At 70.9% G+C, this 21094-nt stretch carries 24 protein-coding genes; 14 read left to right on the top strand and 10 right to left on the bottom strand.

Going from position 1 to position 21094, the window contains the following annotated elements:
* The first annotated feature begins 95 nt into the window (after positions 1–95).
* Positions 96–524: a hypothetical protein gene (locus EPO51_RS24185; RefSeq protein ID WP_293355881.1), complete on the top strand. Its 429-nt coding sequence runs from the start codon at positions 96–98 to the stop codon at positions 522–524.
* Here the strand turns inward: EPO51_RS24185 and EPO51_RS24180 are convergent.
* Entirely contained in the window at positions 521–1438 is a 918-nt protein-coding gene (locus EPO51_RS24180) for a hydroxymethylglutaryl-CoA lyase (protein WP_293355878.1), read from the bottom strand. The two genes, EPO51_RS24185 and EPO51_RS24180, sit on opposite strands and share 4 nt — an antisense overlap.
* Entirely contained in the window at positions 1435–3114 is a 1680-nt protein-coding gene (locus EPO51_RS24175) for an ArnT family glycosyltransferase (RefSeq protein WP_293355876.1), read from the bottom strand. The genes EPO51_RS24180 and EPO51_RS24175 overlap by 4 nt, the downstream gene beginning before the upstream one ends.
* Between EPO51_RS24175 and EPO51_RS24170 the strand changes: the two genes are divergently transcribed.
* The gene (locus EPO51_RS24170) at positions 3113–3895 is read left to right on the top strand and encodes a glycosyltransferase family 2 protein (protein ID WP_465246635.1); all 783 of its coding nucleotides are present in this window, start codon (positions 3113–3115) and stop codon (positions 3893–3895) included. The genes EPO51_RS24175 and EPO51_RS24170 overlap by 2 nt on opposite strands.
* Here the strand turns inward: EPO51_RS24170 and EPO51_RS24165 are convergent.
* Positions 3892–4293 carry an SRPBCC family protein gene (locus tag EPO51_RS24165; RefSeq protein ID WP_293355870.1) on the bottom strand — a complete coding sequence of 134 codons (402 nt, stop codon included), beginning with the start codon at positions 4291–4293 and terminating at the stop codon, positions 3892–3894. The two genes, EPO51_RS24170 and EPO51_RS24165, sit on opposite strands and share 4 nt — an antisense overlap.
* Before the next feature lie 218 nt (positions 4294–4511).
* Between EPO51_RS24165 and EPO51_RS24160 the strand changes: the two genes are divergently transcribed.
* A complete protein-coding gene (locus tag EPO51_RS24160) occupies positions 4512–4832 on the top strand; it encodes a helix-turn-helix domain-containing protein (protein ID WP_293355867.1) in 321 nt (106 codons plus the stop codon).
* 134 nt (positions 4833–4966) lie between these two features.
* On the opposite strand, the gene EPO51_RS24155 is transcribed toward EPO51_RS24160, so the two are convergent.
* Positions 4967–5299: a hypothetical protein gene (locus EPO51_RS24155; RefSeq protein WP_293355864.1), complete on the bottom strand. Its 333-nt coding sequence runs from the start codon at positions 5297–5299 to the stop codon at positions 4967–4969.
* A gap of 34 nt (positions 5300–5333) precedes the next feature.
* On the bottom strand, positions 5334–5954 hold the full coding sequence (phaR, locus tag EPO51_RS24150; RefSeq protein WP_293355861.1) for a polyhydroxyalkanoate synthesis repressor PhaR: 621 nt from the start codon (positions 5952–5954) through the stop codon (positions 5334–5336).
* A 174-nt stretch (positions 5955–6128) separates the two neighbouring features.
* Between phaR and EPO51_RS24145 the strand changes: the two genes are divergently transcribed.
* The 3 genes from EPO51_RS24145 (at position 6129) to EPO51_RS24135 (ending at position 8898) form a co-directional block, all read left to right on the top strand.
* Positions 6129–7304 (top strand): acetyl-CoA C-acetyltransferase, encoded by a 1176-nt coding sequence (locus EPO51_RS24145; protein ID WP_293355858.1) that lies wholly within the window; start codon positions 6129–6131, stop codon positions 7302–7304.
* A 51-nt stretch (positions 7305–7355) separates the two neighbouring features.
* Positions 7356–8081 carry an acetoacetyl-CoA reductase gene (phbB, locus tag EPO51_RS24140; RefSeq protein ID WP_293355855.1) on the top strand — a complete coding sequence of 242 codons (726 nt, stop codon included), beginning with the start codon at positions 7356–7358 and terminating at the stop codon, positions 8079–8081.
* A gap of 151 nt (positions 8082–8232) precedes the next feature.
* A complete protein-coding gene (locus EPO51_RS24135; protein ID WP_293355852.1) occupies positions 8233–8898 on the top strand; it encodes a DUF4908 domain-containing protein in 666 nt (221 codons plus the stop codon).
* 43 nt (positions 8899–8941) lie between these two features.
* Here the strand turns inward: EPO51_RS24135 and EPO51_RS24130 are convergent, their stop codons facing one another.
* Positions 8942–10552: an amidase family protein gene (locus EPO51_RS24130; protein WP_293355849.1), complete on the bottom strand. Its 1611-nt coding sequence runs from the start codon at positions 10550–10552 to the stop codon at positions 8942–8944.
* A 230-nt stretch (positions 10553–10782) separates the two neighbouring features.
* The gene (gloB, locus tag EPO51_RS24125) at positions 10783–11544 is read right to left on the bottom strand and encodes a hydroxyacylglutathione hydrolase (RefSeq protein ID WP_293355846.1); all 762 of its coding nucleotides are present in this window, start codon (positions 11542–11544) and stop codon (positions 10783–10785) included.
* Between the two features lie 70 nt (positions 11545–11614).
* Between gloB and EPO51_RS24120 the strand changes: the two genes are divergently transcribed.
* The 3 genes from EPO51_RS24120 to EPO51_RS24110 are packed head-to-tail and all read left to right on the top strand — an operon-like array spanning position 11615 to position 13550.
* A complete protein-coding gene (locus EPO51_RS24120) occupies positions 11615–12403 on the top strand; it encodes a class I SAM-dependent methyltransferase (protein WP_293355843.1) in 789 nt (262 codons plus the stop codon).
* Positions 12404–12445: 42 nt separating this feature from the next.
* Complete coding sequence (locus EPO51_RS24115; RefSeq protein ID WP_293355840.1) at positions 12446–12790, top strand: P-II family nitrogen regulator; 345 nt, start codon at positions 12446–12448, stop codon at positions 12788–12790.
* Positions 12791–12812: 22 nt separating this feature from the next.
* Positions 12813–13550: a hypothetical protein gene (locus EPO51_RS24110; protein ID WP_293355837.1), complete on the top strand. Its 738-nt coding sequence runs from the start codon at positions 12813–12815 to the stop codon at positions 13548–13550.
* Here the strand turns inward: EPO51_RS24110 and EPO51_RS24105 are convergent.
* From EPO51_RS24105 to metX, 3 genes are read right to left on the bottom strand one after another with little or no spacing between them, the layout of a single operon-like run.
* A complete protein-coding gene (locus EPO51_RS24105) occupies positions 13547–14761 on the bottom strand; it encodes a DUF1444 domain-containing protein (RefSeq protein ID WP_293355834.1) in 1215 nt (404 codons plus the stop codon). The genes EPO51_RS24110 and EPO51_RS24105 overlap by 4 nt on opposite strands.
* 55 nt (positions 14762–14816) lie before the next feature.
* Entirely contained in the window at positions 14817–15527 is a 711-nt protein-coding gene (gene metW / locus EPO51_RS24100) for a methionine biosynthesis protein MetW (protein ID WP_293355831.1), read from the bottom strand.
* The gene (gene metX, locus EPO51_RS24095; RefSeq protein WP_293355828.1) at positions 15524–16681 is read right to left on the bottom strand and encodes a homoserine O-acetyltransferase MetX; all 1158 of its coding nucleotides are present in this window, start codon (positions 16679–16681) and stop codon (positions 15524–15526) included. Before metX ends, metW begins: the two co-directional genes overlap by 4 nt.
* A gap of 166 nt (positions 16682–16847) precedes the next feature.
* Between metX and EPO51_RS24090 the strand changes: the two genes are divergently transcribed.
* The 5 genes from EPO51_RS24090 (at position 16848) to EPO51_RS24070 (ending at position 20657) form a co-directional block, all read left to right on the top strand.
* Positions 16848–17339, top strand: a complete 492-nt coding sequence (locus EPO51_RS24090) for a SixA phosphatase family protein (protein WP_293355825.1) — start codon at positions 16848–16850, stop codon at positions 17337–17339.
* Position 17340: 1 nt separating this feature from the next.
* Positions 17341–17673: a DUF952 domain-containing protein gene (locus tag EPO51_RS24085; protein ID WP_293355822.1), complete on the top strand. Its 333-nt coding sequence runs from the start codon at positions 17341–17343 to the stop codon at positions 17671–17673.
* The gene (locus tag EPO51_RS24080; RefSeq protein WP_293355819.1) at positions 17670–18713 is read left to right on the top strand and encodes a quinone-dependent dihydroorotate dehydrogenase; all 1044 of its coding nucleotides are present in this window, start codon (positions 17670–17672) and stop codon (positions 18711–18713) included. The genes EPO51_RS24085 and EPO51_RS24080 overlap by 4 nt, the downstream gene beginning before the upstream one ends.
* 59 nt (positions 18714–18772) lie before the next feature.
* Positions 18773–20245: a sensor histidine kinase gene (locus EPO51_RS24075; protein WP_293355816.1), complete on the top strand. Its 1473-nt coding sequence runs from the start codon at positions 18773–18775 to the stop codon at positions 20243–20245.
* A gap of 139 nt (positions 20246–20384) precedes the next feature.
* Positions 20385–20657: an endonuclease domain-containing protein gene (locus EPO51_RS24070; RefSeq protein ID WP_293355813.1), complete on the top strand. Its 273-nt coding sequence runs from the start codon at positions 20385–20387 to the stop codon at positions 20655–20657.
* Positions 20658–21094: the final 437 nt, after the last annotated feature.

Raw genomic sequence — 21094 nt, 5'->3', positions numbered from 1 at the left:
CCGCGCGGCGAGGCTAGCAAAGTCCGCCCGCTCCCGCGCCGGGATTCCATCGGCGGCGGCTCGCCAGGCGCAGCCATCCGCGATACGCCGTAGAAATGACCAGCAAGCCGCCGCTCCGCCGCCTGATCGACCTGCCCGGCGTGGCGGACCTCGAGCGCAAGGCCGTGATGAAGCGCGAGTTCGCCGAGCCGGAAGCCCGGGCGGAGCATCCCGAGATCGACGCCTGCTCGACGGCGCTGTTCGGCCTGACCGCCGACGAGGCCGAGGCGGTGGAGCGTCCGGCCGGCTGGGACAACATCGAAACGAAGCCGCCGAGCGCCCAGGTCTTCGCGTTCGAGGACGCCGGCTGGGACGTGCTGGACGACAAGCGCCGGCCGCTGCGGGTGCTGGGCCACTTCAGCGCCCAGCTCTGGCTGGCCATCCGCGGCGTGGCCGGCGAGCTGCCGTTCGACGCGAAGAGCGGCGAGCCCGAGGCCTGGGTGAGCAAGCTGGAGGCGGAAGCCAAGCGCTTCCGCAAGCGCTAGGGAACCGCCACCGGAGCCGGTGGCGGGAAGGCCCCCGCGCGGCCGAGCGACGACGCCACCCGCTTGCCCAGCAGGTCCGAGGCCCAATTGCCGATCTCGATGAGGGCGCCCAGGTCGTAGCCGGTCTCGAAGCCGGCGCGCTCCAGCATGTAGACCAGGTCCTCCGTGCCGATGTTGCCCGTGGCGTTCGGGGCGAACGGGCAGCCGCCCAGGCCGCCGACCGAGGCGTCCAGGATGTCGACCCCGGCCTCCACGCCCGCGAAGGCGTTGGCCAGGCCGGTGTTGCGGGTGTCGTGGAAATGCAGGCGCAGGGGGATGTGGCCGGCGGCCTTGCGGGCCAGTTCGACGCGGCGGCGGACCATCCAGGGATCGGCGACGCCGATGGTGTCGGCCAGCGCGATCTCGGCCACCCGCATGTCGGCCGCGGCCTTGACGATTTCGACCACGCGCTCCTCGGGGACTTCGCCGTCGAAAGGGCAGCCGAAGGCGACCGACACGGTCATCGTCACGGGCGGATCCTGGACGCGCCGGGCGCCCATGATGTGCGCCAGGGTCTCGATCTGCTGGTCCACCGAGGCGCCCTGGTTGCGGATGCCGAACCCGTCGGTGGCGCAGACCACGACATTGGCCTCGTCGCAGCCGGCGTCCAGGCAGCGTTCCCAGCCGCGCATGTTCAGCACCAGGCCGATGCGCGAGCGGCCTTCCTTATGGGGGAGGGCGGCCATGATCTCCTCGGCGCCGGCCATCTGGGGCACGCGCTTGGGGTTCACGAAGGAGACCACTTCCATGCGCCGTGCGCCGGCGGCCTCCAGGCGCCGGATCATCTCCAGCTTCTGGCCCACGTCGAACAGGGTCTTCTCGTTCTGCAGCCCGTCGCGCGGCCCGACTTCCACGATCTCGATACGGCGGCTCATCGGCGGACCTCACTCAGGACTTCGGGCGCGACATAGACCCGAAGCGTCATCGGATCACCCTTCGAATAGTTGATGCCGCCGACGCTCGCGACAAGGACGGCCGAGCCGGCGCGGGCTTTCAGCGCGTCGCGAAAGGCCTGTTCCTCGCGCTGCTCGACGATGGCGGGGCGGCCCTCGACGATGGCCTGGGCGGCCTCGGCCGGGCCGTCGAGTTCGGTGGCCGTGCCCAGGGCGAAGACCAGGCTGGGCTCGGCGAAGCCCGCGACGGCCACCGGCGCCTCGGCCACCCCTTGCCGGGGCAGCAGGCGGGCCTGGCCCATGGCCCGCTCCAGGCGGTCGGAGAGCCACAGGGGGTCGAGGCGCGGCGCCAGCCCCGCCGCCAGGGCCGCGTGGCCCAGGACCGCGAGGGCGAGGGACGAAAGCACCGCCGCCTGCGGCGCGTCGCGAATCATGAGGTAGGCGCCCACCAGCCCGGCGGCGGCCAGCAGTCCCCCCGCCAGGGTCGCGGCCCAGGCGTCCGACGCGTCGCCGTAGAGCGACAGCAGGTAGAAGACCGCGGCGGCCAGGATCAGGCCCATCACCGCCAGCAGGCCCGCGCCCAGCCAGCGGGCCACGGCGCCGATCGGCTCGGCCAGGGACCGCGCGGCCAGCCACGCCAGGCCGCCGTAGGCCGGCATCAGGTAGTGCGGCAGCTTGGTGGGCAGCGCCTCGAAGACGATCCAGGTCGGGACCAGCCAGGCCAGGGCGAACCGCACGCCGGGCTCCGCGCGATGGCGCCACGCCGTCACCGCTGCGGCGGGCAGCAGCAGGGTCATCGGGAACGACAGCAGGGGTGTCAGCAGCAGGTGGTAGCCGGGCGGCGCGCCATGGGTCTCCTGGCCGCCAGCCAGCTTGGGCGCCAGGTCGGAGCCTACGGCCTCGGTCCAGAAGCCGCCGTCGGTGGCCACCGTCACCGCCCCGGCCCACGGCCCGACGATGGCCAGGACGATGATCAGGCCCCACCACCAGCGCAGCCCGGCGAGCCAGCCGGTGCGGCGGTCCCAGACCGCCAGCACGATCATGGCGAAGACGGCGACCATGGGCCCGATCGGCCCCTTGATCAGGGCCGAGGCGCCCAGGGCGGCCCAGAAGATCCAGACCGCCGCCGCCGGCGCCGGCGGCCCGCCGTTCCTGGCCGCGTAGAGGCGGGCCAGCGCGGCCAGCGCCAGGGTGGTGGTCCCGGTCAGGGCCGAATCGGTCTTGGCGATGAAGGCCTCGGTGGAGACCAGCAGGCTCGCGCCCAGCATCGCCCCGGCCAGCATCGCGGCGCGGCGGTCGAAGAACGCCCCAGCGCCCCAGGCGCAGGCGGCCGCGGCCAGCATGGCGCCCAGCAGCGACGGAACCCGGTAGGCCCAGATCTGCCGCGCCTCGGGACTGGAGAGCACGCTGACGCTGGCGGCCTGCAGCCAGTGGATGCCCACCGGCTTCTTGAAGCGCGGCGCGTCCTGGAAGCGGATCACGACATAGTCGTCGCTCTCCAGCATCTGGGCGGTGGCCTGGGCGAAGCGCGCCTCGTCGCGGTCGAGCGGCGGCATGGCCAGCAGGCCGGGCAATCCGGCCAGGAAGGCGATGAAGGCGGCGAGCGCCGGCCCCCGCCAACCGCCGCTCCATTTCGTCAGGGCGCCATCCAGCGTCATGGCGCGTGCATACCACGATCCTTTCTCCCGCCATCTTTTCCGCTATGAGCGGGCCATGACTTCTGCGCCCGACATCTCCGTGGTGGTCCCCGTCTTCGACGAGGAGGGCGCGGCGCCGGCCCTGGCGCGCGAGATCGCCCAGGCGTTCGCCGGCCGGTCGTTCGAGGTGATCTTCGTGGACGACGCCAGCCGGGACGGTACGCGGGCGGCGCTGAAGGCCCTGTCCGGCGAGATCCCGCAGCTCCGCGTCCTGGCGCACCGGAAGAACTCGGGCCAGAGCCGCTCGATCCGCACGGGGATCCTGGCGGCCCGCGCCCCGGTGATCGTCACCCTGGACGGCGACGGCCAGAACGACCCCGCGGACGGCCCGGCCCTGGTGGACGCCCTGGCCGCCGGCCCGGCGGAGCTGGCGCTGGTGGGCGGCGAGCGGGTGAAGCGCCAGGACAGCCAGGCCAAGAAGCTGGCCTCCAGGGTCGGCAACGGCGTGCGCAAGCGCCTCTTGAAGGACAACGCCAACGACACCGGCTGCGGGCTGAAGGCCTTCCGCCGCGAGGCGTTCCTGCGGCTCCCCTACTTCGACCACATCCACCGCTACCTGCCGGCGCTGATGCTGCGCGAAGGCTACCGGGTCGAGTTCCGGCCCGTCCACCACCGCCACCGCCAGACCGGCCAGTCGAAGTACACGAACCTCGGCCGGCTGACGGCCTCGCTCTCCGACCTGTTCGGGGTCATGTGGCTGCAGTCGCGGGCTCGCAACCCCGGCGGGGTGGACGAGGTTTAGGCCGGGACCCGCCCCAGCGTCTCCTTCGCCACCGCGATGCCGGCCTCCATCATCCCGGCCACTGTGGGCGCGATCGAGTCCGGCAGGACGTCGGCGATCCAGGTGAGGCGGCTCCTGCCGGCGCCCAGGTCGCTCACCTGGAAGCTGGCGCTGTGGTGGGTGAAGGTCTCGGTGCGGACCGAATAGGCCAGGCGGCGGACGTCATGGTCGCAGCCGAGGAACAGCTCCTTGGCGACCATCCCGTTGCCGAAGGTCACCATGCGCGCGCCGGGGATCAGCTCGACGTTGGTGACGAAGCCGGGGGCGAACCGGGTATGGACGGCGCCGAAGTCGGCGACCGCGTCCCAGACGGCGTCGGCGGGGGCGTCGATCTCGACGGTCTTGATGATGGTGGCCATGGGCAGCTCCTCTTCCCGGGCTGCAATCTGGCGATCCTGCGCGTGAGTGGCTGGCGGAATTCGGCCAGGGTCACCCTGCAGGTCAGGTGAGGGCGCTGAGGATCACCGTGACGACGGCCACATCGAGGAAGCGGGAGAGGAAAAACAGCATTTGCCGGTCCGTGGTGGCTGAGTCCAAACACGGTTAAGCAAGTCCTGCGCCAACCCGGTCCCAGCCCATGGCCCTGTTCTTCGACGCCCCCTGGTTCGACGCGAAACTCGAGGAGAGGGACCTGTCGCGCGCGGTCCTGGCGGCGGTGGCGGGCCTGAGCGAGGCGGAGCTGGCGCTGGTCTTCAAGGACCAGCAGGAACTTTCCGCCGGGCAGGTTTCGGCCTTCGCGGAACTTCTCGGCGTATCGGCGGCCGAGATCGCCGACCGCGCCGGCATCTCGACGCCGACGCCGGGCAAGGGCTCCCCGACCGACGCGCGGATCGCGGCGCTGGAACGGCGGGTGGCGGACCTGGAGGCGGAGATCGCCCGGCTGAAGGGCGACGACTGAAAGGCGGGTCAGCGCTGATAAGATTCAAACCGCAGAAGACGCAGAAAGGCGCGGAAGCTCAGCAGGCACGGCTTCTTCCGCGCCTTCTGCGTTTTCTGCGGTTTGAATGACTGCGCCTGCGGCGCGTGCCGGAGCTAGATCTCTTCGCGGGTGTTGCGGCCCGTGCGGGCGCGGCGGTCCGCCTTGCCCGACCATTCGGTGCGGTTGTAGGCGGCGCGGGCGGTCTCGAACAGCGTGGGGCCGGCGCGCAGGCCGCGACGTTCGCCGCCCTGGCCGATGACCTGGGCCGCGAACTCGGCATAGCCGCGGGGCCGTTCGTCGCGGAAGCTTCGGGGCGGTGCGACAGGGGTGACGGGGACCGGCAGGTTGGATGCGCCCGCCGCGTCGGCCGCGTCGGACCGGTCGGTTGCGGGCCTCGACGCGCGTCGCGCCGAAACCGCGTGCTGGATGCGGTCAATCCGGGACATCTTGTCGCGCAACCTGCAATACGCAGGCCACAACCTAGCCTTTCGCCAGCTTATCCAGCTGAGCTTGCATCTCCGCCATCTGCTTCCGCAAGAGGGTTAACGATTCATCACCGCCGGTGTCCGCTTTTGTCGCAGGCGGCGCGGGCTCCTCGCCCCGGGTCGCGGTGGGCACGTAGGCGAACGGCGAGAACATCTTCATCGCCCGGTCGAAGAGCTGCAGGTTCTGGCGGATCTGCTCTTCGTAGTTGGCGATGCCCCCGGCCTGGCCGAAGCTGGCGAGCTGGGTGCGCAACCGCTCCTGCTGCTGGGTGAAGCTGGAGAGCGACAGTTCGAGGTAGCTGGGCAGGAAGGCCTGCATCGAATTGCCGTAGAAGCCGATCAACTGGCGCAGGAACTGGATCGGCAGCAGGCTCTGCCCCTGGCTCTCTTCCTCGAAGATGATCTGGGTCAGGACCGTGCGGGTGATGTCTTCGTTGGTCTTGGCGTCGTAGACGACGAAGTCGACGCCTTGCTTCACCATCTCGGAGAGGTGCTCGAGGGTGACGTAGCTGGACGAGGCGGTGTTGTAGAGCCGCCGGTTGGCGTACTTCTTGATGACGACCTTCTCGCCTGTGGGCGAACTCCCCTGGGCGTTGGTCTCCTGGCTGTCGGCCATCCCTAATCCCTATACGCGGCCGATCGAACACTCGCCGGCCTTTCCGCAGCGCAGTATCGCGGATGCGAGCGCATAAGCAAATGACATCAACCAATTGCGCAGGCGGTCTTGCCCTGTCCTGACGCGAAGGGGATAGATGCGGTCCGGACCGTTCCGAAAACCTCAGGATACGTCATGAGCGACATCGTCATCGTTTCCGCCGCCCGCACGCCGGTGGGCTCCTTCAATGGCGCGCTCGCGAGCCTTCCCGCCCACGAGCTGGGCCGGATCGCGATCCAGGCCGCGGTCGAGCGCGCCGGGATCGCCGCCGCCGACGTGGAGGAGGTGATCATGGGCCAGGTGCTGCAGGCCGCCGCCGGCCAGGGCCCGGCCCGCCAGGCCGCGGTGAACGCGGGCATCCCCATCGAGAGCCCGGCCTGGAGCCTGAACCAGCTCTGCGGCTCGGGTCTGCGCGCGGTGGCCCTGGGCGCCCAGCAGATCATGGACGGCTCGGCGCAGATCGTGATCGCCGGCGGCCAGGAGAGCATGAGCCAGTCGCCGCACGCCGGGAACATCCGCAACGGCCAGAAGATGGGCGACTTCGGCTTCGTCGACACCATGATCAAGGACGGCCTCTGGGACGCCTTCCACGGCTACCACATGGGCCAGACCGCCGAGAACATCGCCGCCCGCTGGCAGATCACCCGCGAGGACCAGGACGTCTTCGCCGTGGCGTCGCAGAACAAGGCCGAGGCGGCCCAGAAGGCCGGCAAGTTCGCGGGCGAGATCGCGCCGGTGACCATCAAGGGCCGCAAGGGCGACACCATCGTCGACCAGGACGAATACATCCGTCACGGGGCGACGCTGGAGAGCGTCTCCGGCCTCAGGCCCGCCTTCAGCAAGGAAGGCTCGGTCACCGCCGCCAACGCCTCCGGCCTCAACGACGGCGCCGCGGCCCTGGTGCTGATGACCGCCGACGAGGCCAAGAAGCGCGGCCTGAAGCCGCTGGCCCGCATCGCCTCCTGGGCCCACGCCGGCGTGGATCCCGAGATCATGGGCACCGGCCCGATCCCGGCCAGCCGCAAGGCGCTGGAGAAGGCCGGCTGGAAGGTCTCGGACCTGGACCTGGTGGAATCGAACGAGGCCTTCGCCGCCCAGTCGCTGTGCGTGGTGCGCGAGCTGGGCCTCGATCCGGCCAAGGTGAACGTCAACGGCGGGGCCATCGCCATCGGCCACCCGATCGGCGCCTCGGGCGCCCGGATCCTGACCACGCTGCTGCACGAGATGAACCGCACGGACGCAACCAAGGGCCTGGCCACGCTTTGCGTCGGCGGCGGCATGGGTGTCGCGATGTGCGTGGAAAAGGTCTGATAGCTGAACACCCCATCAGGGCGGTGACGGCGGCTTAGGGAGAGATACGGAATGGCCAGGGTTGCGCTGGTCACGGGTGGAACCCGTGGCATCGGTCGGGCGATCGTCGAGCGGCTGAAGGCCGACGGGTTGCTGGTGGCGGCCGGTTATTCCGGCAATGACGAGGCCGCGGCCGAATGCGCCAAGAGCCTCGGCGTCATGGTGATCAAGGGCAACGTCGGCAACTTCGCGGACTGCAAGGCCGCGGTCGAGAAGATCGAAGCCGAGCTGGGCCCCATCGACGTGCTGGTGAACAACGCCGGCATCACCCGCGACGGCGTGTTCCACAAGATGACCTCGGAACAGTGGAGCGAGGTGATCCGGGTGAACATGGACAGCCTGTTCAACATGACCCGCCAGGTGATCGAGGGAATGCGCGAGCGCGGCTGGGGCCGGATCATCAACATCTCGTCGATCAACGGTCAGAAGGGCCAGATCGGCCAGACCAACTACTCGGCCGCCAAGGCCGGCGTGATCGGCTTCACCAAGGCCCTGGCGCTCGAGAACGCCAGGAAGGGCGTGACCGTGAACTGCGTCGCCCCCGGCTACATCGACACCGAGATGGTGCAAGCGGTGCCGCCCAAGGTGCTGGAAGGCATCATCGCCCAGATCCCCGCGGGCCGGCTCGGCAGCGGCGAGGAGATCGCCGACACGGTCTCCTTCCTGGCCGGCGAACGCGCGGCCTATGTGACGGGAACCACGCTTTCGCTGAACGGCGGTCAGTACCTGGTCGGGTGAAGGTCACCGCGACGTCCAAAAAGCGCCCCGATCCAAAGGCATCTGCTAACTTGGCATGACAGGTGAGTGGACGGCGTCGAGGGGGGCAATTTGCGCGGCGCTGCTGGGCGTCGCGACGCTCGGTCTCGCCTTGCCGGCGTCGGCGGGACCCGTGGACCGCCTGCGCGAAGGCCTGTTCAGGAATCGGGGCGCCGAGATCGCGGGGCCGCCGATCGCCCGCTACGTCTCCGAGGAAGGCCGCGTCTTCATCCTGGACCGCACCCAGCCGGTCACGATGCTGAAATACGAGGACAGCCCGGAGGTCTGGGCGCTCGCGCCCAACCCAGCCCCGCGCGGCGACACGATCTACAAGAACGACCTGGGCGAGCCCGTGCTGCGCGCCACGCGGCTGGGGGGCTTCACGCTGTTCACCGACGCGCGGCCCAGCGGCGAGGCGGTCTCGCTGGCGGGCGGCGGATCGCCGCTGCGCCTCCCGCCGCTGAGCCCGCAGGCCGTGTTCGAGCGCCTAGCCCAGGCGTCCCTGCGCGCCAGCCGCGCCGCGCGGCGGCCGATGCTGTTCGAGGCCGAGGCCACACCCGCGTCCTCGGCCCTGATCGCCGACGCCGCGGTGGTGACCAGCGTGGCGATCATCCGCCTGTCGCAGCGCAAGGACGGCCGCGCGCTGCTCGGCCAGATCAGCCGCGTGCGCTTCCAGGAAGGCAAGAAGGCACAGGCCACCCTGAAGAACGGCGTCCTGAGCATCGTGGTCGCCCCCTCCCAGGGCCTCGCCGGCCGCCCCTCCTCCGACCGCCTCATCAAGGTCGCGCGCGGGAAGTAGGGCGGGCCCTTCCTCCTGGCGGACGGCGGCCGGGCGAACCGCGCTACCTGGGGCCGAGCGAGAGCTTCTCGCCCTTGAGCGCCGGCGTATGTGCGGGAAGGCGCCGCGCCTTGGTGGCCTGTTCGAACGCATAGCCGAGCCCGAGCAGCTTCCCTTCGCTGAACGCGGGGCCCACGAAGGAAATTCCCACTGGCAGCCGATCCGCCGTGAAGCCGGCAGGCACGACCAGCTCGGGGAAACCCGAGAGGCTCGCCAAGTGGATGCCGCCATCAGCGGCGCCAGGGCCGCCCGGCACGGTGGCCGCCGGGGCCGGGGCGCTGATCAGTTCCGGCCTCCGCGGAGAGGTGGGATAGACAAGGGCGTCCAGCTTCTCCGCCGCCATCAGGCCATTGAGAGCCGCGGTCACAAGCGGCAGGGCATGGTCATGCACGGCGGTGTAACGGCCATCGGTCATCGGCGCGCTGCGCTTCTCCCGCGTGAAAAGGCTCCACCGAGACCCGTTTGGGCCGGACCCGTCCGCGCGCGGCGCCGGGAGCCGGTAGGCGCGATCGATCATTTCGCCGAGGGTCTTGGGATAGCCTGGCTTGAGCGTGGCGAGATACTGCTCGATCTGCACCGGAAACTCGGACAGTCGGACGGACGAATAGAACTCGCCCTTGGAATCCATCAGCCACTTGGGGAGGCGAACATCCACGATCGTTGCGCCCGCCGAACGCATGGCGGCGAGCGAAGCCTCCATGACCCAATCGACTTCGTTGTCCTGGCCGAAGAACTCGCGCGCCACGCCAATGCGGGCGCCCTTCAGGGCGTCAGGCCTCAGGAATGTCGTGTAGTCAGCCGAGGCCTTGCCCTCGCTCTTGTGCGTGGCCGGATCGGACGGATCGACGCCGGCAAGAACGCCCAGCGCCACGGCCACGTCGGTGACGCTCCGCGCCATCGGACCGGCGGTGTCGAAGCTGAGGGCCAACGGGATGATGCCGTCACGGCTCAGGAGGCCCATCGTGGGGCGCAGACCCACAATCCCGTTCGACGTGGACGGCCAGCGCACGGAGCCGCCGGTGTCGGTGCCGAGCCCCAGGGTGGCGTAACCCGCTGCGACCGCCGCGCCCGTTCCGCCGGACGAACCGTAAGGCGTACGGAGCGGGTCGTGAGGATTGCGCGTCTGGCCGCCAAGCGAACTATAGGCCCCACCGGAAGCAAACTCCGACAGGTTGACCTTGGCGATGATCACCGCGCCAGCGTCACGCAGCCTCTTGACCAGGAAGGCGTCGTCCGGCGGCAGCGAACCCTCGAGGAGCACCGAGCCGGCTGTCGTCGGCAGGTCGGCCGTGTCGAAGTTGTCCTTCAGCACGACCGGGATGCCGTGCAGGGGTGAGCGCTTTCCCTTCGCCCGACGCTCCGCGTCGAGCGCGCGCGCCTGGGCCAGCGCCTTGGGATTGCGGACGATGACCGCGTTGATCCGCGGACCCACATCGTCATAGGCGTCCATGCGGGCCAGGCTCAGGCGGACCAGTTGCTCGCTTGAGAGGCGGCCCGCGTCGAGGGCGGCGGCCAGCTGCGTGATAGTGGCGGCGTCGAGATCCACGGTCTGCGCCTGGGCCGCGGTCGCCACCGTCCAGCCGAACGCCAGAACGCATAGCAGTCTCTTGATCATGACCGCCTCCCCAATCCCGAACCCTGAGCGTGTGCGCAGCTCCCGATCACGGAGACAGCGCGGTTCGACGCCCGCCGGCGCGGCGAGGCCGCTAAAGCGCCTGCGCGAACTTCAGCCTTCATCACCCAACGGTAGCGCTCTTGGGGGTGAACGCCAATGTCCGCCACGGGCGCCTGCGATCCGGGCCTTTCCCGCTCTGGCGAACCGCGGCCGCAGCCCCCGCACGTACCTCAGCCCCTGAAATTGTCCTTCGCCGCCCTCACCGCGCCGAAGGCCTTGGCGTCGGGTTCGCCGGCCGCGCCGACCCGGGCCGCCAGCAGGGGCGCACGCAGGAAGGGGTTGGTGGCTTTCTCCAGGCCGATGGTGGTGGGCACCGTCCACTCGTCGCGCTCGCGGGCCGCGAAGATCTCCTGGGCCCGCGTCTTCAGGGCCGGGCTGTCGTCGACCGAGAGCGCGAAGCGGGCGTTCGAGGCCGTGTATTCGTGGGCGCAGTAGACAGTGGTGTCGTCCGGCAGGGCGGCCAGGCGCTGCAGGCTGTCCCACATCTGCTCGGCCGTGCCCTCGAACAGCCGGCCGCAGCCCAGGGCGAACAGGGTGTCCCCCACGAAGGCGATGCGGTCGGCGGCGTCGAAGTAGGCGATGTGCCCCAGGGTGTGGCCGCCGCTGTCGATCACCTGGAAGGCGGTCTCGCCCAGCTCGACGATGTCGCCATGCTTCACCTCGCGGTCCAGCGGCGCGATGCGGGTGACCTCGGCCGGCCCCGCGATGGTGCAGCCGGTGATGGCCTTGATGTCGGCGTTGCCGCCGGCGTGGTCGGGGTGCCAGTGGGTGTTGAGGATCATGTCCAGGTCCCAGTCCAGGGTCTCCAGCTCCCGCAAGATCGCCCCAGTGTCCGGGGTGTCGATGCAGGCGGTCAGGCCGCTGGCCTCGTCGCGGATGAGGAAGCCGTAGTTGTCCGAGAGGCAGGGAAACTGGTGGACGGTCAGCGGCATGGCGGCAACTCCTGGGCGCGAGACACGATTTAGGCTGGCGACCGCCCTCCGTCGAGCTTAGCCAAGCATCATGCGCCGCGACGTGCTCGAGCTCCGCCAGTTCTACGCCTCCGACCTGGGGCGGGCCGCGCGCGCCATGGTGGAGCGCAAGCTGACCGAGGCCTGGGGCGACGTCGCCGGCCTGGACGTCCTGGTCCTGGGCTACGCCACCCCCTTCGCCAGCCAGCTGAGGCCGCGGGCGCGCCGCGTGGTGGCCGCCATGCCGGCGCAGCAGGGCGTCGAGATCTGGCCCGGCGACGGTCGCAACCTGTCGACCCTGACGCCCGAGGACAGCCTGCCGTTCGCCAACGCCCTGTTCGACCGGATCCTGGTGGTCCACGGCCTGGAGGAGAGCGCCGATCCGGTGGGCTTCCTGCGCGAGGTCTGGCGGGTGCTGGCGCCGTCGGGACGGGCCATCGTCACGGTGGCCTCGCGCAACGGCCTCTGGGCCAACACCGAGCGGACGCCCTTCGGCCACGGCCGCCCCTACAGCCGCAGCCAGCTGGCCGAACTGCTGCGCGAGGCCGACCTGGAGCCCTCCGGCTGGACGCGCGCGCTCTATGTGCCGCCGGTGAACTGGATGGCGGGCTGGGCCGAGGGCTTCGAGCAGGCCGGCTCGCGCCTGTGGCCGGGGTTTGCCGGCCTGCTGCTGATGGAAGCGGTGAAACAGACCTTCGCGGTGAAGGCCCAGGGCCAGCGGGCGCGGGTGCGGGCCGCGCGCCCCGTCCTCGCCCCGGCGCCCGGTGCGGCGCCGGTTTCGCGGGCGCCGGACGCGCCAGCCCTGCGACAGCGCTTGGCGCCGCCGCGGCGAAGGTCTTAGTTGTCCGGCAGGATTCGAGTTCCACGGGAGGCGTCGGGGCGCATGAAACTGATCATCGCGGTCATCAAGCCCAGCCGCCTGGACGCGGTGCTGGACGCCGTCACCGAGGCGGGCGCCTCGGGCCTCACCGTCACCGAGGTCCGCGGCTATGGCCGCCAGCGCGGCAAGACCGAGGTCTATCGGGGCGCCGAGTACGAGGTGAAGCTGCTGCCCAAGGTGAAGCTGGAGATCGCCGTGCCGGCCGATATCGTCGAGGCGGTGATCGAAGCCATCCAGGCCAGCGCCAACACCAACAAGATCGGCGACGGCAAGGTCTTCGTCCTCGACCTGGAACGGGCGCTGCGCATCCGGACCGGCGAACAGGACGCCGCGGCCATCGCGGGCTGACCGCCATCCGCCGGAGCCACCCATGAAGGCCGGGCTCCTCGCCGCCATCCTTGTCATCCTGGCCGCCGGCCCCGTCGCCGCCGCCGACCTCACCGCGGCCCAGGCGGTCGAGGCGCTGCGCCGCCACGTCTGCTTCAGCCGCACCTGGTGGGCCGACCCCTACGCGCGCCTCGGCCAGACCGTCACCGTCGACCTGCGGATCGACGGGCGCACCGCCTATCTCTGGAGCGAGGACATGCGCGCCGTGCCGCGCGTGCGGCGCTGGGCCGACAGCTACGTGGTGGTGGCCCGGCCCGCCGGCCCGGTGGTGACCCAGCGCTCGGGCTACAACATCGAACTGCTGCGCGGCGAGCCGGCCTATGAGCGCGAGCGCCGCCGCGTCTACGCCGGCCAGGCCCAGCGCGTGCGGGTGGACCTGCCGGCGACCTGCGAGCCGAAGTTCGATCCCGACACCCCCGCCAAGGCCGAGATGCGGGCCGCGGTGCTGAACAGCCTGTCGACCGCGCTGGCCACCTGGGGCCGCCGCCCGGCGCGGGGCGGGGTGCGGATGACCGTCGCCAACTTCAACACCGACTATCCCGAGACCTTCGCCTACCGCCAGGACACCGGCGAGGTGCTGCGTATCGGCCTGGTCGCCGGCGGCGCCGCCGGCCATACCGGGCGCTACGCGGTGGCGCCGGTCCCCCCGGGTATCGTCGCCGCCCAGCTCCGCCGCCTGATCCAGAAACACGGCGAGACCCGGCTGGTGACGGTGCGCTAGGGGGCCACCTCGACCCACCATTCGGGGGTCGAGAACTCAGTTTCCAACCGACTGAACTCCGCTTCGGTCGGCCACGGCGGCGGGCGATACCTCGAGGGGTGGAAGGTTGTGTCCTCGGCGAAGACGCCGCAGACCGTTTCGATATCCGACCAGAGCCGGAAGATGCGCCTGTCGTCCGCTGTCGTCATGCCGATCCCCTGCGCGGCCGGAAGCAGGGCGGCTACGCCCTCCGTCCAAGAGGTCCAGGTGAACGCCTCGCCTCTACTCCTGATGGGTTCGAGCGGCGCGACGTAGATGTCCTGGCCCTGGCGCTCGAAATAGCGCTCAAGTCGGGGCGCTTGCAGACCATAGTCCCAGATCGCTTGCCGGATGGCCAAGTCGCGGGTGGCGCCGAGCTCCGGCGTCAAAGCGCCTTCGAACGGCTCCCACCGGCCGTCACGGAGGATGAGCGGCAACCAGGACAAGGGGCGTGTCGCCTCGTTGAATGCCTGCACGACATGGGCGGCCATCGCCTGAAGCGCGGGCGGATCATCGCGACCTGCGACGACGACCATGTCGCGTGTCACCGCGACGGCGACCGGAGGCCCCTTCAACTGAAGCGCCAGGAAGAGCTCCGGCATCAGGAGCCGGCTTGAGTCGTATCCGTCGCCATAGTCCGAGATGTGATAGCCCGCGTCGGTCTGCCGGAAGCGCACGGGGCTGATCGCAATCAGGTTCTCCATCGCTCGCGCAAGCAACTCGTCCAGCGAGCGATCCCACGCCTTGATGGTCTGAACGCCCATGACCGAGATCGTGTGCGGCAGATCGACGGCGAGCAGCGTCGCCAACGACCCCGCGAACGGCTGATGGGGATATGCGATCTCCAACGAGGCCTCGGCGTCCAGCGCCAGGGCTTCGAGATTTGCCAAGCTCCGAATGGCAGGGAGGAGGCGAGGTGCGGCCTCCTCGTAGGTCGTGACAAGGTCCGCCTCCAACAGCGGGGCGACTACGCGATCGAGCTGCGCGGACTGTTCGCGCTTCGGATAGGCCGCCCAGTCACGATACATGCTTCCCAGATTGAGAACGAAGGGCTCCGGCCCGCCTGTGAGGGAGAACGCCTCACGGTCGTACGTCATCTCATGGGACCAACCGCGCTCGCGGAGGCGCGTCCTGACGCGCTCAGCGAACTCATCCTCGAGCCGCCGTCGCTTGAGAAAATCGAAGAGCGCCAACTGGTTTTCCCGCAACTTGATGTTGCGAAAACAAAACGCGAACAGACCTTGGCCGTCAAGCCTTGCGGCTACGCCCCCTCTTCACCGGCGCGTCCGCCTCCGGCAGCTCCACTTCGCCGAACAGGTTCCGGGGCGGCGCCGCGGCGGCCTGCGGCTCGGCGCGGCGGCTCAGCAGGAACAGCGCGGTCTCCGCGCGCCAGTTCTCGATCGGCTGGCGCGGGTCGATGGGCCGGGCGGGCTTGCCCTCGGCCAGCGAGGCGCAGGCGTCGATGCGCAGGTCCAGCTCGTCGCAGAGGGTGGTGAAGTCGCGCAGGGTGCAGAGGTGGATGTTCGGGGTCGACCACCAGGGTTCGGGCAGAGCGCCCGTCTCCGGCATCCGGCCCCGCGACAGCAGCGCCCAGCGCACCTTCCAGTGGCCGAAGTTCGGGACCGAGACCACCGCCTGGTCGGCGATGCGCAGCAGCTCGGAGAGCACGTGCCGGGGCTCGCGCATCTGCTGAAGGGTCTTGGACAGGATCGCGTAGTCGAAGGCCCGGGTCGGAAAATGGTCCAGGTCGCGGTCGCCGTCGCCCTGCACCACGGCCAGGCCGCGCGCCAGGCAGGCGGCGACGCCCTCGGGGCTGATCTCCAGCCCCTGGCCGTCGACGTTCTTCTCGCGGGTCAGCAGCTCCAGCAGCTCGCCGTCCTCGCAGCCGATGTCCAGCACGCGCGCGTTCGGGCGGACCAGCTTCAGGATCTCGGCGAAGTCCTCGCGGATGGCGCTCACGCCAGGCCCCGCGCATTGGCCTGCGCCGCCAGGAAGCCGCGCAGGGTCTGGTCCAGCAAGGGCTCGTCCAGGAAGAAGGCGTCGTGCCCCTTGTCGGTCTGGATCTCGGCGAAGCTGGCCCGGCAGCCGGCGCCGTTCAGGGCGCGGACGATGTCGCGGCTCTCGGGCGTCGGATAAAGCCAGTCGGACGAGAAGCTCAGCACGCAGAACTTCACGTGCCGCGCCTTCACGAACGCCTCGGCCAGCACCCCGCCGTACGTCGCGGCCAGGTCGAAGTAGTCCAGGGCGCGGGTGATGTAGAGGTAGCTGTTGGCGTCGAAGCGATCGACGAAGCTGGTCCCCTGGTGGCGCAGGTAGCTCTCGACCTGGAAGTCGGCGTCGAAACCCCACGACAGGCCGTCGCGCTGGAGCTCGCGGCCGAACTTCCGCTGCAGGGCCGCCTCGGACAGGTAGGTGATGTGCGCGGCCATGCGGGCCACGGCCAGCCCCTTCTCCGGCCGGACCCCGGCGGCCAGATAGGCGCCGCTCATCCAGTTCGGGTCGGCCATGATCGCCTGGCGGCCCACCTCGTGGAACGCGATGTTCTGGGCCGAGTGGCGCGCGGCGGCGGCGATGCAGACCGCGCTGAACAGCTTCTCGGGATAGTCGGCCGCCCACTGCAGCACCTGCATGCCGCCCATCGAGCCGCCGACCGCCGCGAACAGGGTGTCGATCCCCAGGGCCTCGATCAGCATGGCCTGGGCGCGCACCATGTCGCCGATGGTGATGACCGGGAATTTCAGGCCGTAGGGGGCGTTGGTGGCCGGGTCGGTCGAGGCGGGCCCGGTGCTGCCCATGCAGCCGCCGACCACGTTGGTGCAGATGATGAAATAGCGCTCCGGGTCCAGCAGCAGGCCGGGGCCGACGAAGCGGTCCCACCAGCCGGGCTTGCCGGTCACCGGATGGGTCGAGGCCAGGTGCTGGTCGCCGGTCAGCGCGTGGCACACCAGCACCGCGTTCGACTTGGCGTCGTTCAGCCGCCCGTAGGTCTTGTAGCCGATCTCCAGCGGCGCGAGCCTGGCGCCGGAGTCCAGGCGCAGCGGCTGGCTGGCCGGGAACCGCCAGGTCCCGCCGCCCGTCTCGATTCCCGCCGTGATCGGGGTCTGCGCGGTCATGGCCGCGTTGGACCGCCTCGCCCCGACGGTGTCAATGGCTTGCAGCCCCCGCCCGCCGCGACGCCACGGGCCACTTTCTCGGCGCCTATCCCCAGCCCAGGCCGGTTTCCACTTTGCCCGCCCGCGCGCGCCTGGGCTATGACGGTCGCCGGGTAAGGGAGCGTCCATGGATCGTCTGATCCTCCTGCGGCACGGCAAGGCCGAGTCGGATTCCGATAGCGGCGAGGATTTCGACCGGCGGCTGGCGCCGCGCGGCGTGCGGGAGTCCGCCGAGATGGGCGCCCAGCTCGCCGACATGGGCTTCCAGCCGGACGTCGCCCTGGTGTCGCCCGCGGCCCGGGCGCGCGGCACGTGGGAGAGCGCCAGCGCGGCCTTCCCCGGCGCCCGGACCCGCTTCGACGACCAGCTCTATCACGCCGATTCCGGGACCATCCGCCGGGCGGCCGAGGCCGCGGGCAAGGCCAGCGCCACGGTGATGGTGGTGGGCCACAATCCCGGCCTGCAGGAACTGACCATCCAGCTCCTCGTCGAGGGCTCGGCGCCCGCCAGCCTCATCGCCCGCGCCCAGCGCAACTTCCCCACCGCGGCGGCGTCGGTCTTCCTGTTCGACGCCAACGGCCGGCCCCACTTCGACGGCCTGTTCTTTCCGGAGCGGTAGTTTGCGCATCTACAAGATCCTGACCCGCGCGGAGTGGACGGCCGCGCAGGCCGCCGGCCGGTTCGAGGGGTCGGAGGTCGACCGTGAGGACGGCTTCATCCACTTCTCCACCGCCGCCCAGGCGAAGGAGACGGCGCGGCGCTATTTCGTCTGGCTGAAGGATCTCGTGGTGCTGGAGGTGGAGGGCGACGACCTGGGCGAGCGCCTGAAGTGGGAGCCGTCGCGCGGCGGCGACCTGTTCCCCCACCTCTATGGCGTGCTGGCCACGGGCGACGTCCGCGCGGTCCACGAGGCGCCGCTGGACGCCGACGGCGTGCCGGAAACGCCCGCATGAACGACCTGCACGGCCTGGCCACCCGCGCCCTGCGCTGTCTCGACCCCGAGGACGCCCACACCGCCGCCCTGGCCGGCCTGAAGCTGGGACTGGGCCCGCGCGCCCCCGCCGACGACCCGATCCTGGCCACCGAGCTGGCGGGGCTCAAACTGCCCAATCCCGTCGGCCTGGCGCCGGGCTTCGACAAGAACGCCGAGGTGTTCGGTCCCATGCTGCGCGCCGGCTTCGGCTTCGTGGAATGCGGCACGGTCACGCCCAAGCCCCAGGCCGGCAACCCGCGCCCGCGCCTCTTCCGCCTCGCCGAGGACCGGGCGGTGATCAACCGGATGGGGTTCAACAACGAGGGGCTGGAGCCCTACGCCGCCCGCCTGGCGCGGCGCGGCCGGGGCGTGGTCGGCGCCAACATCGGGGCGAACAAGGACTCCGAAGACCGGCTGGCCGACTACACCGCCTGCCTGCGGCGCCTGTGGGGCCTGGCCTCCTACGTCACCATCAACATCTCCTCGCCCAACACGCCGGGCCTGCGCGCCCTGCAGACCAAGGCGGCGCTGGACGACCTGCTGGGCCGGCTGATGGCCACAGCCGATTCCCTGCCCCAGGGCGTGGCCGCGCCGATGTTCCTGAAGGTCGCGCCGGATCTGGAGGACGGCGAGGTCGAGGCCATCGCCGAGACCGTCGCCGCCCACGGCCTGGCGGGCGTGATCGTCTCCAACACCACCGTCAGCCGCCCGCCCCTGAAATCCCCGCACCGCGACGAGGCCGGCGGCCTCTCGGGCGCGCCGCTCTTCCAGCTGTCCACCGGCGTGCTGTCCCGCTTCCGCCAGGCGGCGGCGGGACGGTTCGTGCTGGTCGGCGCGGGAGGGATCGCCTCGGGCGCCGACGCCTACGCCAAGCTGCGGGCGGGCGCCTCGGCGGTGCAGCTCTACTCGGCCCTGGCCTACGAAGGGCCGGGCCTGGTCGTGCGGATCAAGCGCGAGCTGGCGGAACGTCTGCGCGCCGACGGCTTTGCGTCCGTGGCGGAGGCGGTCGGGACCGGATAGGTTCCGCTTCCAGGCCCTTCCGTTGCCGCAACGGTCCCGCTGCACTAATTCGGAGGACAATGGCGGACGCACCGACCGAAGCTCCCGCGCGGAACCGGCGCCGCCTCTTCTGGCCCGGCGGCCTCTCCGCGCGCCTGCTGGTGCTCACCGTGGTCTTCGCGGGCCTGGGCGGGGCCCTGGCCATCCCGCCGGCCATGGCCGCCTACGAACAGCAGTGGCTGCTGGACCGGGTCCGCGCCGCCGAGCTGGCCTCGCTCGCCGCCGAGGTGGCCCCCGACCGCGTGGTCAGCGACCAGCTGAAAACCCAGCTCCTGGAAGGCGCCGGCGTCGAGATCGTGGCCGTCTCCAACGAGGGCGTGCGCCGGCTGGTGTTCGCCAGCGCCCGACCGGCGAAGGCGCCCTACCTGGTCGACCTGCGGCCGCGGGCCACGGGCTTGGCCCTCTTCGCCCCGTTCCAGACCCTGCTGGGCGACGGCGGGCGGGTGCGGGTGATGGCCGAGCCGCGCTTCCGGCAGGCCGACTTCATCGAGTTCGTCGCCACCGACACCGAGCTGAAGAAGGCCCTGGCCAGCTACCTCTGGCGCCTGGTGGCGATTGTGGCGGGGGTGGCCTCGCTGGCCGGGCTGATCGTCTATGTGGCGCTCAACCTGTTCCTGGTGCGGCCCATGCAGCGGATCACCTTCGCCATGGAGCGGTTCCGCGCCGATCCCGACGATCCCGCCGCCCGCGTCCAGCTCTCCGGCCGCCGCGACGAGATCGGCCGCGCCGAGACCGAGCTCGACCGCATGCAGGCCGACGTGCGCGTGGCCCTGAACGCCCGCGCCCGCCTGGCCGCCCTGGGCGAGGCGGTGGCCAAGATCAATCACGACCTCAAGAACATGCTGACCAGCGCCCAGCTCGCCTCCGAGCGGCTGGCGGCGTCCAAGGACCCCAAGGTCAGCCAGGCCCTGCCCCGCCTGGAACGCGCCCTGGACCGCGCCGTGAAGCTGGCCGCCGACGTGCTGGTCTACGGCAAGACCCAGGAGGCCGCGCCCGAAACCCAGACCGTCGAGCTGGCCGAGGCGCTGAAGGAGGCGGCGGCCGAGGCGCGGCTGATCGGTTCCGGCGTCCGGCTGGTCTCCAAGGTGGCCGCCGGCGACCAGGTGACCGCCGACCCCGACCAGCTCCATCGGATCCTGGTCAACCTGCTGCGCAACGCCCGCCAGGCCATCGAGCACCAGGCGGACCGCGGCGGCGCCGGCCGCGTCGAGGTCTCCATCGAGGCCGTGGGCGGCGCCAGCCTGATCCGCATCTCCGACGACGGCCCCGGCGTCCCCGAACGCCTCCGCGAACGCCTCTTCCAGCCCTTCGCCGGCTCCGGCCGCCCGGACAGCACCGGCCTGGGCCTCGCCATCGCCCGCGAACTGGCCCAGGGCCACGGCGGCGACCTGACCCTGTCGGTCACCGGCGAGCAGGGGACCGTCTTCGAGCTGCGGCTGCCAGGGGCGCCGCCGCCGAAGGCGCGGGCGCGGCGGGTCAAGGCGGAGGGGTAGGGGCGCCGACGTTGGCCGGCCCAGCGCATCCACCTCCTCTCCCCCCGAGCGCAGCGAAGAGTGGGGAGAGGGTAGGGAGAGGGGCGACGCAGGCCTTGCCGCTTGCACGACGGCCCAGCCATGACCCACCGTCGGCCCCATGGCCACGTTCAAGACCCTCAGGGACACCACGCCGCGCGATCGCGCCCGCGCGCTCCGCCGCGAGGACACTGAGGCCGAGGCGCGGCTGTGGAACGCGCTACGGGCCCGGCGCCTTGGCGGCTGGCGCTGGCGGCGTCAGGTCCCGAAAGGGCCGTTCATTGTCGATTTCCTCTGCGTCGAGGCCGGGCTCGTCGTCGAATTGGACGGCGGCCAGCATTCGGAGCAGGTCGCCTATGACGCGCGTCGCACCGCCTACCTGGAAGGTGGGTGATCCGCTTCTGGAACTCCGCGGTGCTCACGAACCGCGACGGCGTGTGCGCCACGATCCTCGACGCGTGCGGCGGCGAGCATCCGTCCACGGGTCCTGGCTGAACCCGGAGCGGCGGCGGCGAGGCCTGCGCCGCCCCTCTCCCCACCCTCTCCCCTCTCGCTTCGCGGGGGGAGAGGAGGCCGCCGCGTTCCACCCATCTCGGACCTCCGCCGCGTCGGCTTTGAGGCGGCAACCGGCGACGTTGAACAACTTTGACAACCGCCCGTGGTCATGTTCTTCTTTTGTTCATGTCCACTGCGGAACACACCGAGCGCCACGCGTCGGTCCTGGCCGAGCTGGCCGAGATCGGCATGGTGATCGCGCGCAGCCTGCGCGACGAGGTCGAGGCGGCCGAAACGCCCGAGGCCAAGGCCCGGGCCGTCGCCGCCTTTCCGAAG

Origin of the sequence: Phenylobacterium sp., from assembly GCF_004297125.1 — a bacterium.
In the GTDB taxonomy this organism is placed as follows: domain Bacteria; phylum Pseudomonadota; class Alphaproteobacteria; order Caulobacterales; family Caulobacteraceae; genus Phenylobacterium.
This window is presented reverse-complemented; position numbering and strand designations above follow the sequence as displayed.

Coding starts and splice junctions, on each gene's coding strand:
- EPO51_RS24185 (WP_293355881.1), top strand. CDS start 96: ATGACCAGCAAGCCGCCGCTCCGCCGCCTGATCGACCTGCCCGGCGTG.
- EPO51_RS24075 (WP_293355816.1), top strand. CDS start 18,773: ATGGCGGACGCACCGACCGAAGCTCCCGCGCGGAACCGGCGCCGCCTC.
- EPO51_RS24115 (WP_293355840.1), top strand. CDS start 12,446: ATGAAACTGATCATCGCGGTCATCAAGCCCAGCCGCCTGGACGCGGTG.
- metX (WP_293355828.1), bottom strand. CDS start 16,681: ATGACCGCGCAGACCCCGATCACGGCGGGAATCGAGACGGGCGGCGGG.
- EPO51_RS24120 (WP_293355843.1), top strand. CDS start 11,615: ATGCGCCGCGACGTGCTCGAGCTCCGCCAGTTCTACGCCTCCGACCTG.
- phaR (WP_293355861.1), bottom strand. CDS start 5,954: ATGGCCGACAGCCAGGAGACCAACGCCCAGGGGAGTTCGCCCACAGGC.
- EPO51_RS24170 (WP_465246635.1), top strand. CDS start 3,113: ATGGCGCGTGCATACCACGATCCTTTCTCCCGCCATCTTTTCCGCTAT.
- EPO51_RS24130 (WP_293355849.1), bottom strand. CDS start 10,552: ATGATCAAGAGACTGCTATGCGTTCTGGCGTTCGGCTGGACGGTGGCG.
- EPO51_RS24070 (WP_293355813.1), top strand. CDS start 20,385: ATGGCCACGTTCAAGACCCTCAGGGACACCACGCCGCGCGATCGCGCC.
- EPO51_RS24090 (WP_293355825.1), top strand. CDS start 16,848: ATGGATCGTCTGATCCTCCTGCGGCACGGCAAGGCCGAGTCGGATTCC.
- EPO51_RS24180 (WP_293355878.1), bottom strand. CDS start 1,438: ATGAGCCGCCGTATCGAGATCGTGGAAGTCGGGCCGCGCGACGGGCTG.
- EPO51_RS24165 (WP_293355870.1), bottom strand. CDS start 4,293: ATGGCCACCATCATCAAGACCGTCGAGATCGACGCCCCCGCCGACGCC.
- phbB (WP_293355855.1), top strand. CDS start 7,356: ATGGCCAGGGTTGCGCTGGTCACGGGTGGAACCCGTGGCATCGGTCGG.
- EPO51_RS24080 (WP_293355819.1), top strand. CDS start 17,670: ATGAACGACCTGCACGGCCTGGCCACCCGCGCCCTGCGCTGTCTCGAC.
- EPO51_RS24145 (WP_293355858.1), top strand. CDS start 6,129: ATGAGCGACATCGTCATCGTTTCCGCCGCCCGCACGCCGGTGGGCTCC.
- EPO51_RS24155 (WP_293355864.1), bottom strand. CDS start 5,299: ATGTCCCGGATTGACCGCATCCAGCACGCGGTTTCGGCGCGACGCGCG.
- gloB (WP_293355846.1), bottom strand. CDS start 11,544: ATGCCGCTGACCGTCCACCAGTTTCCCTGCCTCTCGGACAACTACGGC.
- EPO51_RS24160 (WP_293355867.1), top strand. CDS start 4,512: ATGGCCCTGTTCTTCGACGCCCCCTGGTTCGACGCGAAACTCGAGGAG.
- EPO51_RS24110 (WP_293355837.1), top strand. CDS start 12,813: ATGAAGGCCGGGCTCCTCGCCGCCATCCTTGTCATCCTGGCCGCCGGC.
- EPO51_RS24175 (WP_293355876.1), bottom strand. CDS start 3,114: ATGACGCTGGATGGCGCCCTGACGAAATGGAGCGGCGGTTGGCGGGGG.